The sequence below is a fragment of the Microbispora amethystogenes genome, from assembly GCF_016863015.1.
Classification (GTDB): domain Bacteria; phylum Actinomycetota; class Actinomycetes; order Streptosporangiales; family Streptosporangiaceae; genus Microbispora; species Microbispora amethystogenes.
The window spans coordinates 392312-406048 of sequence record NZ_BOOB01000003.1 but is presented as its reverse complement, the minus strand read 5'-3'; the positions used below and the strand labels follow the sequence as shown (position 1 = coordinate 406048).

12 protein-coding genes and 2 pseudogenes are annotated in these 13737 nt (G+C 67.7%); 13 read left to right on the top strand and 1 reads right to left on the bottom strand.

Annotation, left to right across the window (positions count from 1 at the left end):
- Positions 1-355: 355 nt before the first annotated feature.
- Positions 356-1747: an NsdA family TPR-like regulatory protein gene (locus tag Mam01_RS03010; RefSeq protein WP_204283915.1), complete on the top strand. Its 1392-nt coding sequence runs from the start codon at positions 356-358 to the stop codon at positions 1745-1747.
- Here Mam01_RS03010 and Mam01_RS03005 read toward each other — a convergent pair.
- Complete coding sequence (locus Mam01_RS03005; RefSeq protein ID WP_204283914.1) at positions 1741-2628, bottom strand: aminoglycoside phosphotransferase family protein; 888 nt, start codon at positions 2626-2628, stop codon at positions 1741-1743. The genes Mam01_RS03010 and Mam01_RS03005 overlap by 7 nt on opposite strands.
- A gap of 173 nt (positions 2629-2801) precedes the next feature.
- Here Mam01_RS03005 and Mam01_RS03000 point away from each other — a divergent pair.
- From Mam01_RS03000 to Mam01_RS02945, 12 genes and pseudogenes are all read left to right on the top strand, one after another.
- Positions 2802-2930: pseudogene (locus Mam01_RS03000) on the top strand (IS5/IS1182 family transposase); the annotation flags it as partial.
- 282 nt (positions 2931-3212) lie between these two features.
- Positions 3213-3533: a hypothetical protein gene (locus Mam01_RS02995; protein WP_204283913.1), complete on the top strand. Its 321-nt coding sequence runs from the start codon at positions 3213-3215 to the stop codon at positions 3531-3533.
- 470 nt (positions 3534-4003) lie between these two features.
- Positions 4004-4303: pseudogene (locus Mam01_RS02990) on the top strand (transposase family protein); the annotation flags it as partial.
- Between the two features lie 763 nt (positions 4304-5066).
- Entirely contained in the window at positions 5067-5390 is a 324-nt protein-coding gene (locus Mam01_RS02985; RefSeq protein WP_204283912.1) for a hypothetical protein, read from the top strand.
- Positions 5387-5722, top strand: a complete 336-nt coding sequence (locus Mam01_RS02980) for a hypothetical protein (protein WP_204283911.1) — start codon at positions 5387-5389, stop codon at positions 5720-5722. Before Mam01_RS02985 ends, Mam01_RS02980 begins: the two co-directional genes overlap by 4 nt.
- A 268-nt stretch (positions 5723-5990) precedes the next feature.
- Positions 5991-7199 (top strand): methyltransferase, FxLD system, encoded by a 1209-nt coding sequence (fxlM, locus tag Mam01_RS02975; protein WP_204283910.1) that lies wholly within the window; start codon positions 5991-5993, stop codon positions 7197-7199.
- 56 nt (positions 7200-7255) lie between these two features.
- The gene (locus Mam01_RS02970; RefSeq protein WP_204283909.1) at positions 7256-7429 is read left to right on the top strand and encodes an FxLD family lanthipeptide; all 174 of its coding nucleotides are present in this window, start codon (positions 7256-7258) and stop codon (positions 7427-7429) included.
- Between the two features lie 75 nt (positions 7430-7504).
- Entirely contained in the window at positions 7505-10549 is a 3045-nt protein-coding gene (locus tag Mam01_RS02965) for a lantibiotic dehydratase (RefSeq protein ID WP_204283908.1), read from the top strand.
- Positions 10546-11781: a lanthionine synthetase C family protein gene (locus Mam01_RS02960; protein ID WP_204283907.1), complete on the top strand. Its 1236-nt coding sequence runs from the start codon at positions 10546-10548 to the stop codon at positions 11779-11781. The genes Mam01_RS02965 and Mam01_RS02960 overlap by 4 nt, the downstream gene beginning before the upstream one ends.
- 17 nt (positions 11782-11798) lie before the next feature.
- On the top strand, positions 11799-12626 hold the full coding sequence (locus Mam01_RS02955) for a thiopeptide-type bacteriocin biosynthesis protein (protein ID WP_204283906.1): 828 nt from the start codon (positions 11799-11801) through the stop codon (positions 12624-12626).
- A complete protein-coding gene (locus Mam01_RS02950) occupies positions 12623-13087 on the top strand; it encodes a hypothetical protein (RefSeq protein WP_204283905.1) in 465 nt (154 codons plus the stop codon). The genes Mam01_RS02955 and Mam01_RS02950 overlap by 4 nt, the downstream gene beginning before the upstream one ends.
- Positions 13088-13186: 99 nt before the next feature.
- The gene (locus tag Mam01_RS02945) at positions 13187-13714 is read left to right on the top strand and encodes a hypothetical protein (RefSeq protein WP_204283904.1); all 528 of its coding nucleotides are present in this window, start codon (positions 13187-13189) and stop codon (positions 13712-13714) included.
- The last annotated feature ends 23 nt before the right edge of the window (positions 13715-13737 follow it).

Genomic DNA, 13737 nt, shown 5'->3' with positions numbered 1-13737 from the left:
TAAGGTGGCCCCGGTGAGCGACCTCTACCAGGGAAAATGCCCTTATCGGCCTATGGCGTCAACTATCGCGCATCTGCCTCTGTGCCCGAGAACCAGTGGGTTCGAGGCCGTCCTCGGCGCTCAGATCCTGGGCCCTGATGGCGTGGGGCCGAGACGTGAACAGCAGGGCCGGCACGCCTTGCCATGCTTGCCCAGCAGCGCTACTGCCCGTGCCGTCCATGAGCGATAGCCAACCGTGCGGCGACGCCCTCGGGGAGCGCTCACTGGGTCTGCATCTGTGCAAACCCCTGTGCATTCCGCCCTGCTCACCGTCATGGCCTTACCGCAGAGGCGTCGCGCAACTACGCTGCGCTATATGGAGCGTCAGCCCAACGCCCGGCTCGCCGACGTCGTCGACCAGGCCGGTGTCTCCCACCTCGGCCTGGCCAGCCGTATCGGCCAGGTCGCCAAGGAATGGCGCGTGCCCGTACGGCCTTCCCACACGCAGATCGCACGATGGATCGAAGGCCAGAAGCCACGAGGCATCACCGCTGCTCTGATCGCTGAAGCACTCAGCCGCAAGCTCGGCCGCCGGGTCACCCTGGCGGACATCGGGCTGGAGGGCACCACTGTCTCACCCGAGATCGGCCTCAACTTCTCTGATGTCCCCGCCGATCTCGTCGACACGTTGGCTCAGTTGGTCGCCGCTGACGCACAGCGACGAGAATTCCTACGAAGCACGGTGGATATAGGGGCCCTCACCCAGGCGGCCTTCAGATGGCTGCTGTCCAGTCCGGCCCGGCCTCCGGATGGATCGGCGGGTCGCAGGGTGGGGATGAGCGACGTCGAAGCAGTCCGCTCCACCACGGCCATGTTCGCCGATCTGGACAACCGTTTCGGTGGCGCACACGCTCGCTCGGCCGCCCTTCAATACCTGCTGGACCAGATCGTCCCGCTGCTGAACGGCACGTACGCCTCGGCCGTCGGGCGGTCGCTGTTCAGCGCGGTTGCCGAGTTCTGCCTGTCTGTCGCTTGGATGGCCTACGACAGCGGCTGGCACGGTCTCGCCCGCCGCTACTTCCTGCAGGCGCTTTCTCTGGCCCATCATGCGGACGACAGGATGCTCGGCGCCAGTGTGCTGTCGGCGATGTCCCATCAGGCCACTTACCTCGGGGAACACCGCGAAGCCCTCCATCTTGCTCGCGCCGCGCAGCAAGATCTGAAAGCTCGAGCTCCGGCACTGCTCAGAGCGCAGTTCGCCGCGATGGAAGCCCGCGCCGCCGCCAACCTCCCCGACGGAGCCGGAGAGTGCCTCAAGGCTCTCGATACCGCCGTGCGGGCGTTCAGCGAGCACAGGCCCGGCGAGGAGCCGGAGTGGATCGCGTACTTCGACGAGTCCGAGCTGGCGGACGAGCACGCGCACTGCTTCCGGGACCTGGGTGACGCCAGGGAGTCATACCGCCAGGCCACCCACTGCCTGTCAGTTGCCGAGGCCAGTCCGGCCGCAGGAGGCTACGCACGCAGCCGGATCTTCTCGCGGATCGTGCTCGCCACCAGCCTCGTCGATCAGGGTGATGTGGAACAGGCATGCCACATCGCCGTACGGGTCCTGCCCCGGATCCAAGAAACCGCGTCGATCCGCTGTACCACGTACCTTCGTGACCTGCACAACCGCATGAGATCGCACAGCGACCATCCATCGGTCATCGACTTCACTGAACAGGCCCGGCCCGTGCTCCAAGGGCGTCGGCTCCGCCCAAGTCAGTGAGGGTGCCAGTGCCGCGGCCCGTCCGGCTCCCTCAGGTCGGCGATCCTGCGGCGCACCTCAGCGGCGGTCTCCGCGCTGTCGCCGGCCTTCTGCGCCAGCCAGCAGGTCATGCGCAGTTCTCGGACCGCGCGTAGCACCTGGTAGCGAGGCAGTCGCGTCACGTCGAATCCGTACACCTCGCAGAACCGCTCGTACTCGGCGTCGGTGTGCCACCCCAGATCCCGGTAGACCGCCGTGATCGCCAGATCCCACTCGGGCGGCCCCCAGCACAGCCCCTCCAGGTCGAACAGCACCACCTCACCAGAGGATGTCTTCAGCACGTTGCCGATGTTGGCGTCACCGTGGATCACCGCTCGCGGCAGCTCGTACGTCACATCGGCAAGCTCCTCGCGCAGAGTACGCATCAGCGTCCGCAACAACAGACGATCAGCTGCCGCCAGCGCAGGTGCGGACTCTATTTGCTCACCCAGTCGCTCGAACGGCTCCAGCTCGGGCAACGTAAGGTCGGCCGGAGGCCGGAGGGCGTGTAAGCGTCGCAACACCACGGCGAGGTCAGCCGGGACAGTCCAATCACCCTCCACCGCATGCCACAGAGACACCACCGTTCCGGCTGCGATGCACGGTTGCTCACCCTCCAAGGGCCGAGTGACCATGAGCCCTTCAGCCGTCAGCCACCGAGCGACCTCGACCTCACGGCGAGACGCATCCAGCCGATCAAGGCTCCTGGCAACGCGGGCGATGATGCGCCCCTCGGCCAGCCGCAACACGGCGCGATCCCCGATACGCACAATTTCCGGATCCTGATCGCCAACGCCAGCCCGCCGCGCAGCCTCACGTGCAGCCTCGAGAGCGATATCAGTGAACAACAGGGGCTGACGCATCAAGTGCTTTCCTTCGCTCGGTCTTCACGCGCCGGCCATCGAGCCATTTTCATCCTGATCATGCTGGTCAGGATGGGCGTAGGAGGCGGGCGGTCCGAACAAGTTGGGAGTGAGGCGAGGCTCCCGGTAAGACAGCAGTCGACCAAGATCCGATGCCCCAACCGGAAGCCTCGATGCTGTCTTACCCTGCCGCGATTCCCCTGTCGAACCGCACCCTTACGCGTCTGGCCGAACTCATCCGCGCCCGCCGCGCCGAACGCCGCAGCCGGTGGCGGCGCCTCAAGCCAGGACAGCAGGCACTGCGCCGTTAATCTCAGCTGTTGGACGCGCGGCTACTCCTTCCCGATAACCAGTACCCCCGCTTCGTCGACATTCCGGTGAGTCAGTTCGTCACCTCCAAGCTTCCATAGCAGGAGCGCAGCCAGAAGTGCGTACCCTGCGGTCCGGCCGGAACCCGGCAGGCTCCGGCCGGACCGCAGATCGGGCAGTCGCCTCCGCCAGACCGAGGGCGGCATTGCCCGGTATGCTGAGATCAGGCGAATTCGAGGCGACCGAGTATGACTAAGCGCATTACCGTTGGAGCCGTGGCGAACATGAGAGTCCACTTGCTGCCTATCGGTCTGGTCATTGTTGGCGTTCTGGTCCTGAGCGCGTGTCAACCGCGTGCTGAAGCGATGTTCTACATCATCAACACCACACAAGAGACCGTCACAGTAAAATGGAAATCAGGCACCAGGACTCTCTTGACCCTTGATCCCGGGGAAGGATATTCCTATGGCTTCGCGGACAGCAGATGCACCGATCCGGAGCAGGGAGCGATCCTGATCGCGACGAGCGAGACCGGAAAGAGCTACACCTACGGCCCGCGAATGTGTAAGGGAACGTCCTGGCTGATAGGGAAATAGCAAGCGCGTATGGCTCTCGTCCTTCCAACACACTACCCCCGCCATGACATCCAGCAGCCGCGCTACCACCTCCATGACTGGGTGGCGGTGACTGCGGCGGCGTCGCCCTCGGGGCCCAGGCGGATCGCGTCCAGCACGGCGGTCCAGGAGATACGACCGGTCTCCAGCGCCGCAACGAACGAGTACAGCCAGCCGGGGATGAACTGCGAGGCACTTCTGGCCCCAGTAGACGTGACAGAACAACCGTTCTGCGCTGGTCGGGGTATCTGAGCGCAGCCAAGAGGTTGACATCGAGCGCCAGCACGACCGCCCGTCGGCGGCCCGAGGTAACGGCAGGGCCGCCAGCGATCGGCGCGGCCGGGCCACCTCGCCGGCCGCTCTTCAGCCCGTCGTGCAACGCGCCATGACCGCGCCGGTGCCCTCGCGCCAACGCCAGATCTACCAGCGTTTTTGACCGGTCCGTCGGTACACTGATCGACGCCCTGACCGCCAACGGAGTCATGACCTTCGCCGACAAGGGCTACCAAGACGCGGGAGTCACGATCCGCACCCCGTTTAGGCACCACCGGCACCGCCCGCAGCTGTCGCGCGGGCAGAAGGCCGTCAACCGCGCCCACGCACGCATTCGAGCCTTCGGCGAACGCGTCGTCGCGACCCTGAAAGCGTGGAAGCTGCTGTCAGAGCTCCGCTGCTGCCCTCACCGCGCCACCCCGATCGTGCAAGCCATCCTCGTCCTGCAAGCCTTCGAAGACGACCGCTACTCAGGATGAAAATGGTTCATCGATTCACCGCACCACTCGACTGATGCGGCCGGCCAAGTCGAGGTGAGAGACACCGGCCTGCTCGATGACGTTGGCGAGTCCGAGCGTTGGACTGACGCTCCATACGCCGCAGCGTAGTTGGGGCTCCATCCCTGCAGTAAGGCCATGGTGACGAGCAAATCGGAACGCACAGCGGTTTGCACAGATGCAGAGCCGTTGAGCGCTCCCGGACGCCGTTCCCGAGCGGTTGGCTATCGGTCATGGACAGCATGCACAGCAGCTCGCTGTTGGACGAGAACGGCGAGGCGCCGCTCCTGCTGTCCTCGCGGCGGGCTCCCCCTGCCCGTCGCCATCCGCCCCCCGACCTGATGGGAGCAGAGCCTGCCCCTGGCTGACACGTGCATCCGGAGATCGCCTATGTCAACGTCCCACCCCGCAACGGAGCCCTTAGAGGCGCTTGCTGAGGAGTTGCGAAGCCGGAACTTCTCCACCCGGATCGTCATCCCTCTCAATCGCATCCCCCAGCTGCAGGTGATGAACCCCGCAGCTCCGGCGCTTACGGAACAGGTTCTCGCCAAGCCCGATTCGCACGGAGCCTGGCACTACTGGTTCCCGTGGCCAACGCTCATCGCTGCTGTCGACGACATCCCCACAGCGGCCGATCGCATCGAACGCGTCCTCGCCGAAGTCGGCCGGAACACCGGCGGCACGCCAGGAGCCGACGCCCCCGAAGTCCCCGCCTCACCCACCCGTTCCTGTCCAGGAGAACCACATGACATACCTGACCGCCTCGAGACCACCGAGTCGTGAAGAGTCCGCCGCTCGGCAGGTGGACGCCCACCTCGCGGCCACGCACAACATCCGTGGTGGGCAGATCCGCACGTACCGGGGGGTCGCGCTGCTCCGCCTCGGCGACGTATCCGTCTGGTTCCGTGCGGGGAAGATTTCCTGGAGCACTGGAGAGCTCGGCACGGACGGCAAGCCGAAGGCGGCCGCCTTGCTCCTGCACGAGACCGCGCAGGCGGCCGCCAAGATCGCCCAACGCTACCGGGAACTCCGTGGGCGCGTCGGCCTGCACGCGGTACGGATCGGGTGACCGTGTCGCTGCTATGGCTTGTGCTGTGCCTCAAGGGCATCTGGCCACCTCGGGCGGGTGCCACCACGACCCTGAGGTTCCGACGGGTGGGGGCCGATGGCCAGCCGCAGGAATACCGGCTGAGCATCGCCGATACCGGCGCACGCGAACGATGGACGCAGGGCGACGACGTACTCCATGACGAAGCCGCCTTCATGGACGACCTCCCGACGCAGTGGTGTGACCTGCGCGTGCAGGAGCTGACCAGCACTGGCTGGGAGTTCGCCGGCGTGAACGTCGACATCGCGTCGATATCCAGCCGAGCACCGACGGGCCGGACCGCCACCTCATAGCCCTCGGCGGCGTGGTCGAGTGCCCCTCGCCCACAGGGGCAGCCCCCGACTCCCGCACCGTCGAGCATCCGGCCCGGCTCAGGACGTACCGCATGCAACACCTGGGCCGGGCCGCTGACGAACACGTCGTCAGCTCGTACTGGCGCTCCGCAAGACCGGCCGTATACGACCGCAAAGTTCGACGAGGAGGCCACACGGCCTCTGCCGAGGGACCACGATCACCGGGGCGGCGACCCCGCCGCCCCGTCAACCTCCGAAGGAAGCGCTGATGACTACACCGCACATGGACGCGGCCGATATCGCAGCCTCGCTGCGGGCCGCGATGGTGCGCGAGCTGCGCGAGATGGACGCGGTCACATCCGAGCCCGTGGCCGCGGCCCTCGTCACCGTACCCAGGCACCTCTTCGCTCTGGGGGAGCCGCTGGAGGCTGCGTACGCCGCGAACAGCGCCCTGGTGATCAAGCGGGACGGGAGCGGCCTGGCGCTGAGCTCTCTGTCGGCCGCCCACATCCAGGCGGTGATGCTGGAGCAGGCCGAGATCGAACCCGGCATGCGGGTCCTGGAGGTCGGCTCGGGTGGTTACAACGCCGCTCTGATTCAGGAGCTCGTCGGCGCGGAGGGAAAGGTCGTGTCGGTCGACATCGACCCCGACATCGTCGAGCGCGCTCGCGACTGCCTCAAGGCAGCCGGCTACGACCGTGTCGAGGTGGTGCTGGCCGACGCCGAGAACGGCGTGCCGGAGGAAGCGCCGTACGACCGGATCATCGTCACGGCCGGAGCCTGGGACATTCCCCCAGCGTGGGTGGACCAGCTCTCCGAAGCCGGCAGGATCGTCGTCCCGCTGCGAATGGAAGGGCTGACCCGCACGATCGCCTTCGAGCGCAGCGGCGATGTCCTGGTGAGCCGCAGCTACTGCCTGTCGGGTTTCGTGCCGATGCAGGGGTCCGGTTCGTTCAGCGAGCACGTCGTGCCGCTCGCCGAAGGGGTCGCGCTGCGGGTTGATGAAGAGCCTCAGCGGTTCGACATCGAGGCGCTGCGGCAGGCATTGGACTCCCCCAGGCTGGAACGCTGGTCAGGGGCGGCCTTCGACCTGCCCGACGAGCTTGAACTGTTCCTCCTCACCAACATGCCGCAGGTCGCCATGCTGCACGCGAGCGAGGAACTGGTCGCACAGGGGCGTTTCGCTCCGTCGGTGACGAGGGGCGTTCCTGCCCTGACCCGCGGCGGCAGCTTCGCCTACCGGACGAAGCGGCCGGACGAGGAGATCGGCGGTTTCGAGAGCGGGGTCTTCGCTCACGGCCCCGAAGCCGAGGCCGTCGCGGCGGAGTACGTGGAACTGCTACAGCGGTGGGCGAGCGACCACCGGCGCCGGGGCGCCGCGCGGATTCAGTACGTCCCGAAGACCGCCCGAACGGCCCTCCCTTCCCGAGGGCTCATCAGGAAACGGCACGGAGCCGTCGTCGTCTCCTGGCTCTGAAGCGCCCGGCTCCCACCAGGGAGAACCGGGGACCCTGCACCACCAAGGAGGTTCTCATGTCCATTCAGATCGAGAACGCACCGGCTACGCAGGCCGGGGAGGACTTCGGGGAGTGGGACCTGGACGTCTCGATCGTCGAGTCCGGTCCTGCGGCGGACAAACTCATCCGGATGACCGACGACGGCTGCGGGACGTCGTGTCAGTCCGCCTGCCCCGCCACCTGCCCGTAGGCGCTGACGCCTCGGCCCTTTGAACGCGCCCGGCCGCCGCGCCGGCCGGGCGCTTTCCGTCTCCGGGAGCGGCACATGTACGAGTATCTCGATGCTGTCGTGGTGCGAACGGCCGTCTGGCCGGTGCACCGGGCGCCCAGTTCGTGGCCGGACCTGACCGAGGAAGCGGCTGGACATGATTCCTGGCGGCAGTGGCTGCGGGAGACCATGCGGATGCCTGGCTTGCTGGCCGCGTTGGAGCAGGCCAGCCCGGTCCTGACCGACCGAGTCTGCGAAATCTGTGAGGGGCGGGACGTCTCTGAGCCGGCGATGCGCCGGGCGGTGCTCTCGGTCATGCGCTACCTGCTTCGCGCCTCAGGACGGGCGACGCCGTTCGGCCTGTTCGCCGGTGTCGCCCCGGCTCGCATCGCCGCCCTGCCCACGGCCCGCGTCGGTAGCGTCCATCGCGCCGTGACCAAGGTCGACGCCGGGTGGCTCGCGGAGGTGATCGGGCGTCTAGAAGCCGACTCGGCGCTGCGACCGCGTTTGAAGGTGATAACCAACAACCTCGTGTTCGAGCGTGATGGCCAGCTGGTGTTGGAGCACCGTCCCGCCGGGGCGACTCACGGCCAGCCGAGCCAGGTGAGCGTACGGGCCACCGCGCCGATCCGGACGGCTGTGAGCATGTCCCGCAGCCCGGTCCGGCTGGGGGAGCTGGCGGAGAAGCTCACGGCCGACTTCCCGGGCGTCCCTGCCGTTGTCATAGACCGGCTGCTGGCGGACCTGGTGGCGCAACGCCTTCTCATCACCAGCTTGCGCCCTCCGATGACCGCAATCGATCCCCTCGGCCATCTCCTGTCTGAGATCGAGGAGATGGCAGCCGGGGAGTTCGCTGAGATGGCCGAGACTGTCGAGCGTCTACGCCGGATCGCTCAGCAATCGACCCAGCACGCCAACGCTCCCACCTCGGCGATAGCGCGTAGCCGTCGTGCGCGCCTTGCCGCCGACATGGCCGCCGTCGCCCCGGTGAAGGGGTCCGCGCTCGGCGTCGATCTTCGGATGGATCTGGACCTTGCGATTCCGGACTCGGTAGCCGTCGAGGCGGCGAAAGCCGCGGGCGTGCTCATACGGCTCGCCGGTCGCTCAGACCTCGGCTCCGGCTGGGTTGCCTGGCATAACCGCTTCCTGGAGCGCTACGGGCCGCGTGCCCTGGTGCCGGTCCTGGACGCCGTCGATCCCGACATAGGGCTCGGATATCCGGCCGGCTACCTCGGCGCACCGTCGCCGCCTTCGAGCCCGCTGTCCGAGCGGGACGTGAAGCTGCTCGCGCTGGCGCAGAGGGCCGCGCTGCGTGGCCAGCGCGAGATCCTGCTGGATGAGGCGACGGTGGCAGATCTGGAGGTCGCGGGTTCTGAGGCGCCGATCCAGCCCACCACCGAACTGACCATTCGTGTCCACGCGTCCAGCGTTCGTTCTCTGAGCGAGGGGGAGTTCACCCTCGCGATCGTCGGGGTGTCGCGTACGGCCGGCACCACGACCGGGCGGTTCCTGCACCTGTTCGGCGACGAGGAACGCGCGCGGATGTCCGCGCTCTATTCGGAGCTGCCCACCGCAGTCCGCGGCGCGCTCAGAGCGCAGATCTCTTGTCCGGCTCTGCACATAGAGACAGAGAACGTCGCCCGTGCCCCGCGGGTCGCGACACACCTGCTTTCTCTGGGTGAGCACCAGGACGACGGCGGAGGGCTCATAGCGCTGGAAGACCTCGCCCTCACCGCGGACGTCCATCGTCTCTATCTTGTCTCTCGCTCCCAGCGCCGACCGGTCGAACCCGTCGTGCTCAACGCGGTGGAACCCGTCAAGCGCACTCATCCGCTGGTCCGGTTCCTGGCCGAGGTCCCGAACGCCCTCAGCGTTCCGTGCGCCTCGTTCGACTGGGGAGCCGCCGCCAACCTGCCGTTCCTCCCAGCGCTGCGCTACGAACGTACGATCCTGTCTCCCGCCCGGTGGCTGCTCACAGCCGCCGACCTGCGCGAAGGGCCAGAGTGGAAGGTGGCTCTGGCCGCCTGGCGGGACGAGGTCGGCTTGCCGCAGAGGGTCTACCTCGGCGATGGCGACCAACGCCTCGGTCTGGACCTGTCCGAACCCGCCCACCAGGCACTGCTGCGTGCCCAGCTGGATAGAACCGGCACCGCAGTGCTACGCGCCACCTCCGACGCTGACGGGGCGGGATGGATCGGCGGGCACGTCCACGAGATCGTCGTGCCGCTGGTCTCCACTCGGAAGCCCGCGAGGGCGCCGGACTGGCTGCGCAGAGCAGAGGTGGTCAATCGCGACCACGGGCACCTGCCCGGCTGCGAGGGGCGCTTCTACCTCAAGCTGTACGGGCACCCGGACCGGCAAAGCAGAGTGCTCATCCACCATCTGCCGCGCCTGCTCGAAGAGCTGGGTGACCAGGCCCGATGGTGGTTCCTGCGCTACCAGGACCCTGAGGAGCATCTGCGTCTGCGGCTGACGGTGCCCGCCGACAGCTTCGCGCTTGTAGGCGACTGGACCCGTACGCTTCGCCGCGCCGGTGTGATCGGGCGCGTGCAGTGGGACACCGACTTCCCGGAGGCGGCCCGCTTCGGCGGTCAGACGGCACTGGCCGCAGCGGAGACGTACTTCGCCGCGGACTCGGCCGCGGCCCTCGCGCAACTTGCCGCCAGCGGCCAGAGAGGCGGCCCCGACGTACGCGCTCTAACCGCGGCGAGCATGCTCGACATCGTCACCGCCGTGATCGGGGATACCGCGGAGTCGCTCCGTTGGGTGATCGAACACGCTGTGTCCGAGCCCTCTGCCCCGCCCCGCGTGCTCTACGACCAGGCCCTCCTGCTGGCCAATCCGCACGATCGCCAGGGCCTGGCCGCCCAGCCCGGAGGCGTACAGGTCGTCTCTTGCTGGTCCAGGAGGCGGGAAGCGCTGATTGCCTACCGGGGCGTACTGAAGGAGACCGGCAGCCATTTGGGCGTTCTGCTGCCTGAGCTGCTTCATCTGCACCACGTTCGCATGGCCGGGACCTCGTTGGAGAACGAGCGCGTCTGCCTGCATCTGACCCGTGCCGCCGCACTGAGCTGGACGGCGCGAGCAAGGAGAGGATCGTGATCGGTACCGACCGTGAAGTGTTGGGCGTAGCCGAGGCCGTCGCCGACGCACTGTCGGACCCGCGAAACGCGTGGACCACTGCCTCGCCGCCTGGGGGGCGGGCGTGGCCGCAGTCGCTGGCCGGCGGCGCGGCGGGCATCGCCCTGCTGCACATCGAGCGCGCTCGTTCCGGCCTTGCCGATTGGAGCACCGCCCACGCCTGGCTGTCGGTGGCCGCCTCCGGCGAGCTGACCGCGGCGGCCAACGCGGGCCTGTTCTTCGGCGTCCCGGCCCTCGCCTTCGTTATGCACACAGCCGCCGGCACGTCGGGCAGATACCGCCGCGCGCTGACCACCCTGGCCGAGGCGGTGATGGTGATGACCCGTACGCGCCTGGCTGCGGCGTACGCACGCATCGACCGAGGCGACCAGCCCGTGATGAAGGAGTTCGACCTGATCCGCGGACTGACCGGCCTCGGCGCCTACCATCTGCGACGCCACCCGGACCACCCGATCACCCACGACGTACTGTCTTACCTGGTGCGCCTGACCGAACCGCTGCCCTCGGGGACCGGGCTTCCGCCGTGGTGGACGAACGTCGCGCCCAATGGCGAGCCGAACCCGGACTATCCGCAGGGACACGGGAACTTCGGCCTGTCCCACGGCATCGGCTCGGTCCTGGCCCTGCTGTCGCTGGCCGTGCTACGCCACGTGCCCGTGGCGGGCATGACCGGTGCGATCGAGCGGATCTGCGAGTGGACGGATCTCTGGCGACAGCAGGACGATACGGGACCGTGGTGGCCCGGTTTCATCACCTTCGACCAGGTCCGCGAGCAGCACGTCAGTCCGTCGCTGCGGCCCCGGCCCTCATGGTGCTACGGCGTCGCTGGGACGGCCCGCGCTCAGCAACTGGCCGGCATGGCACTCGGAGACACCGCGCGACAGCAGGCCGCGGAGGACGCGATACTCGCCGCGCTACGTGATCCTGCACAACTCGATCTGCTACCCGAGATCGGACTCTGCCACGGGAAGGCCGGGCTACTTCAAGCCGCCTGGCGGATGGCCCCCGACGCCCGCACCCCACGCATCGCTGCCGAACTCCCCCACCTGGCTAACCAGCTCGCCTCACAGCTGGCCCGCTCCATGCCCGACCCCGAACTCCTGGACGGCGCCGCTGGGGCCGTACTCGCCTTGCACACCGTCGGCACCAACGCTGTGGCGTCGGGCTGGGACGCCTTCCTCTCGCTGGCCTGAGCACTGGAGTCAACCCGATGGACCCCTGCCCCTGGCGTCAGGTCAACGTGGCTTTCCCTTACTGGGCCACGGCTGAGCAGACCGCCGCTGCCCACCTCGCTCCCCTGATGACCGAGGCGGAGACCGAAGGACTCATCATCGCCTGGTTCTTCATCCGCAAGGCACCCTGCTGGCGCCTGCGCTACCTGCCCGGCCGTGACGCTGCTCAGGCCGATGCCCACCTGCGTCGTCGCCTTGAGGACCTCAAGAGCAAGCGGCACATCGACGAGGTCAGGCACCTCGTCTACGAACCGGAAACGCGCGCCTACGGCGGCTCAGAAGCCATGCAGGTTGCCCATGAGCTTTTCCACCGCGACAGCCGCCACATACTGGCCCGCACTGTCGGGCCCTCCCCCGCGCTCGGACGCAGGGAGACGACGATTCTGCTGTCCGCCGTGCTGATGCGCGCCGCCGGCCTCGACTGGTACGAGCAGGGCGACGTCTGGGGCAAGGTCGCCGAGCACCGGCCCGGCGAGGCTGCCTGGCTACCGGAGCGCAAGGCCGAACTGTCCCAGGCGATGCACTGTCTACTGACCGCGGACGTGCAAGCGATGTGTGACGCCGAGGGCGCTCCGCTGGCCGCTTACCGCCCATGGGTGTCCGCCTTCGAGGATGCCGGCCAAGCCCTGGCCGACCTCGCCGCTCAGGGCCGGCTGCTGCGCGGCCTCCGAGCCGTTCTCGCTCACCATGTGATCTTCCATGCCAACCGTGCGGGCCTACCGAGTAGCGACCAATCGACCATCGCCGCGCTCGCGATCCACACGGTGTTCAACGGGTTTTCCCACGATGGGGATGGGCGCGGATGAATCTCACTGAGACCTTCGCGCGGTTTCCGCTCGTTGCCCGGCCCCGCCCGGCCTGCGCCCCACTCGAAGGACGCGTACGTGACCTGTGCGATCTGGCCCGCTCAGCCGAATGCAGCAACGATCGATCGACGGCCTCGGCCGTCTTCAACCAGGCCGCCCTCCTAGCCAGCGACCTCGGCCTGCCCGACCTGGCCAGGGACTGGTGCCATCAGCACGCCAACATCTACCTGCGTATGCGTCCGCTCGACGGCGCCGCCGCCCGCCATGCCCTCGAACCACTCGTGAACCTCGTCCGTCTACGCATCCGCGCCGGCGACGGTACCGGCGCGTTCGAGATGCTCAACAGCCTGTACCAAGCTGTCACGACGAGCACCGACACCGTCATCGATGGGCTGCACGTGCCCATATCCGAGCTCATCGCCACCGCAGACGATCACCGGGAGCTCCGACGGTGGCTGTGAACCGTCCATCTCGCCGACGGCACACGCGCCCTGAAGGCCGCAGGCCGATGGCAGGACGCCCTCGACCACCTGCGCCACCACAACGGCATCGGCCAGCGCATGCTCGACGGCCGCCAGGTCGCCGTCATCGCACACACGGTGGCTGGCGACCTGGTCACGGCCAGGGAACTGCTGGAGGCCACCCAGCCGAGCGAGCCATGGGAGGACGCGGTAACCGCGTGCCTGGCCGCACTTTGCCGACCCGGACGTTCGAGTGGCGAGGTCCTCTCCGTAATGCTGGATCGCTACCAGAGGCTCGACCACGCTGCGCCCGGCCTGGTCGTGTTCCGTACCCGACTGGGTCTATCAGTAATTGACGCCATCGGAGGCATGGGATGCCCGGAGGGACGCACGGTCGCCGACGCACTGATCGCACAGGTGGTGCCGTCCCGGGACGGCTACGCCGCCCGGGAACTGCTTGGGCCCCCCAGATTCGCGACGTCGCTGAGGGAGAATGACGCCGTCGCTCTCACACACATACTCGATATGAGCGGGCTGGGACGTGGACAGCTGCCGGAAGCAATCATGAGCGAGCTCGTAGCCGCGCTGGCCAGCAGTAGCTCCGTGATCGCCAGCAGCTCACTATAGCCACGCCTGACCCTGGGTCACCA

Bases quoted from the DNA above. Each gene is read 5' to 3' on its own strand.
- Mam01_RS03010 (WP_204283915.1), top strand. From the start codon at position 356: ATGGAGCGTCAGCCCAACGCCCGGCTCGCCGACGTCGTCGACCAGGCC.
- Mam01_RS03005 (WP_204283914.1), bottom strand. From the start codon at position 2,628: ATGCGTCAGCCCCTGTTGTTCACTGATATCGCTCTCGAGGCTGCACGT.
- Mam01_RS02985 (WP_204283912.1), top strand. From the start codon at position 5,067: ATGACATACCTGACCGCCTCGAGACCACCGAGTCGTGAAGAGTCCGCC.
- fxlM (WP_204283910.1), top strand. From the start codon at position 5,991: ATGACTACACCGCACATGGACGCGGCCGATATCGCAGCCTCGCTGCGG.
- Mam01_RS02970 (WP_204283909.1), top strand. From the start codon at position 7,256: ATGTCCATTCAGATCGAGAACGCACCGGCTACGCAGGCCGGGGAGGAC.
- Mam01_RS02965 (WP_204283908.1), top strand. From the start codon at position 7,505: ATGTACGAGTATCTCGATGCTGTCGTGGTGCGAACGGCCGTCTGGCCG.
- Mam01_RS02955 (WP_204283906.1), top strand. From the start codon at position 11,799: ATGGACCCCTGCCCCTGGCGTCAGGTCAACGTGGCTTTCCCTTACTGG.
- Mam01_RS02950 (WP_204283905.1), top strand. From the start codon at position 12,623: ATGAATCTCACTGAGACCTTCGCGCGGTTTCCGCTCGTTGCCCGGCCC.
- Mam01_RS02945 (WP_204283904.1), top strand. From the start codon at position 13,187: ATGCTCGACGGCCGCCAGGTCGCCGTCATCGCACACACGGTGGCTGGC.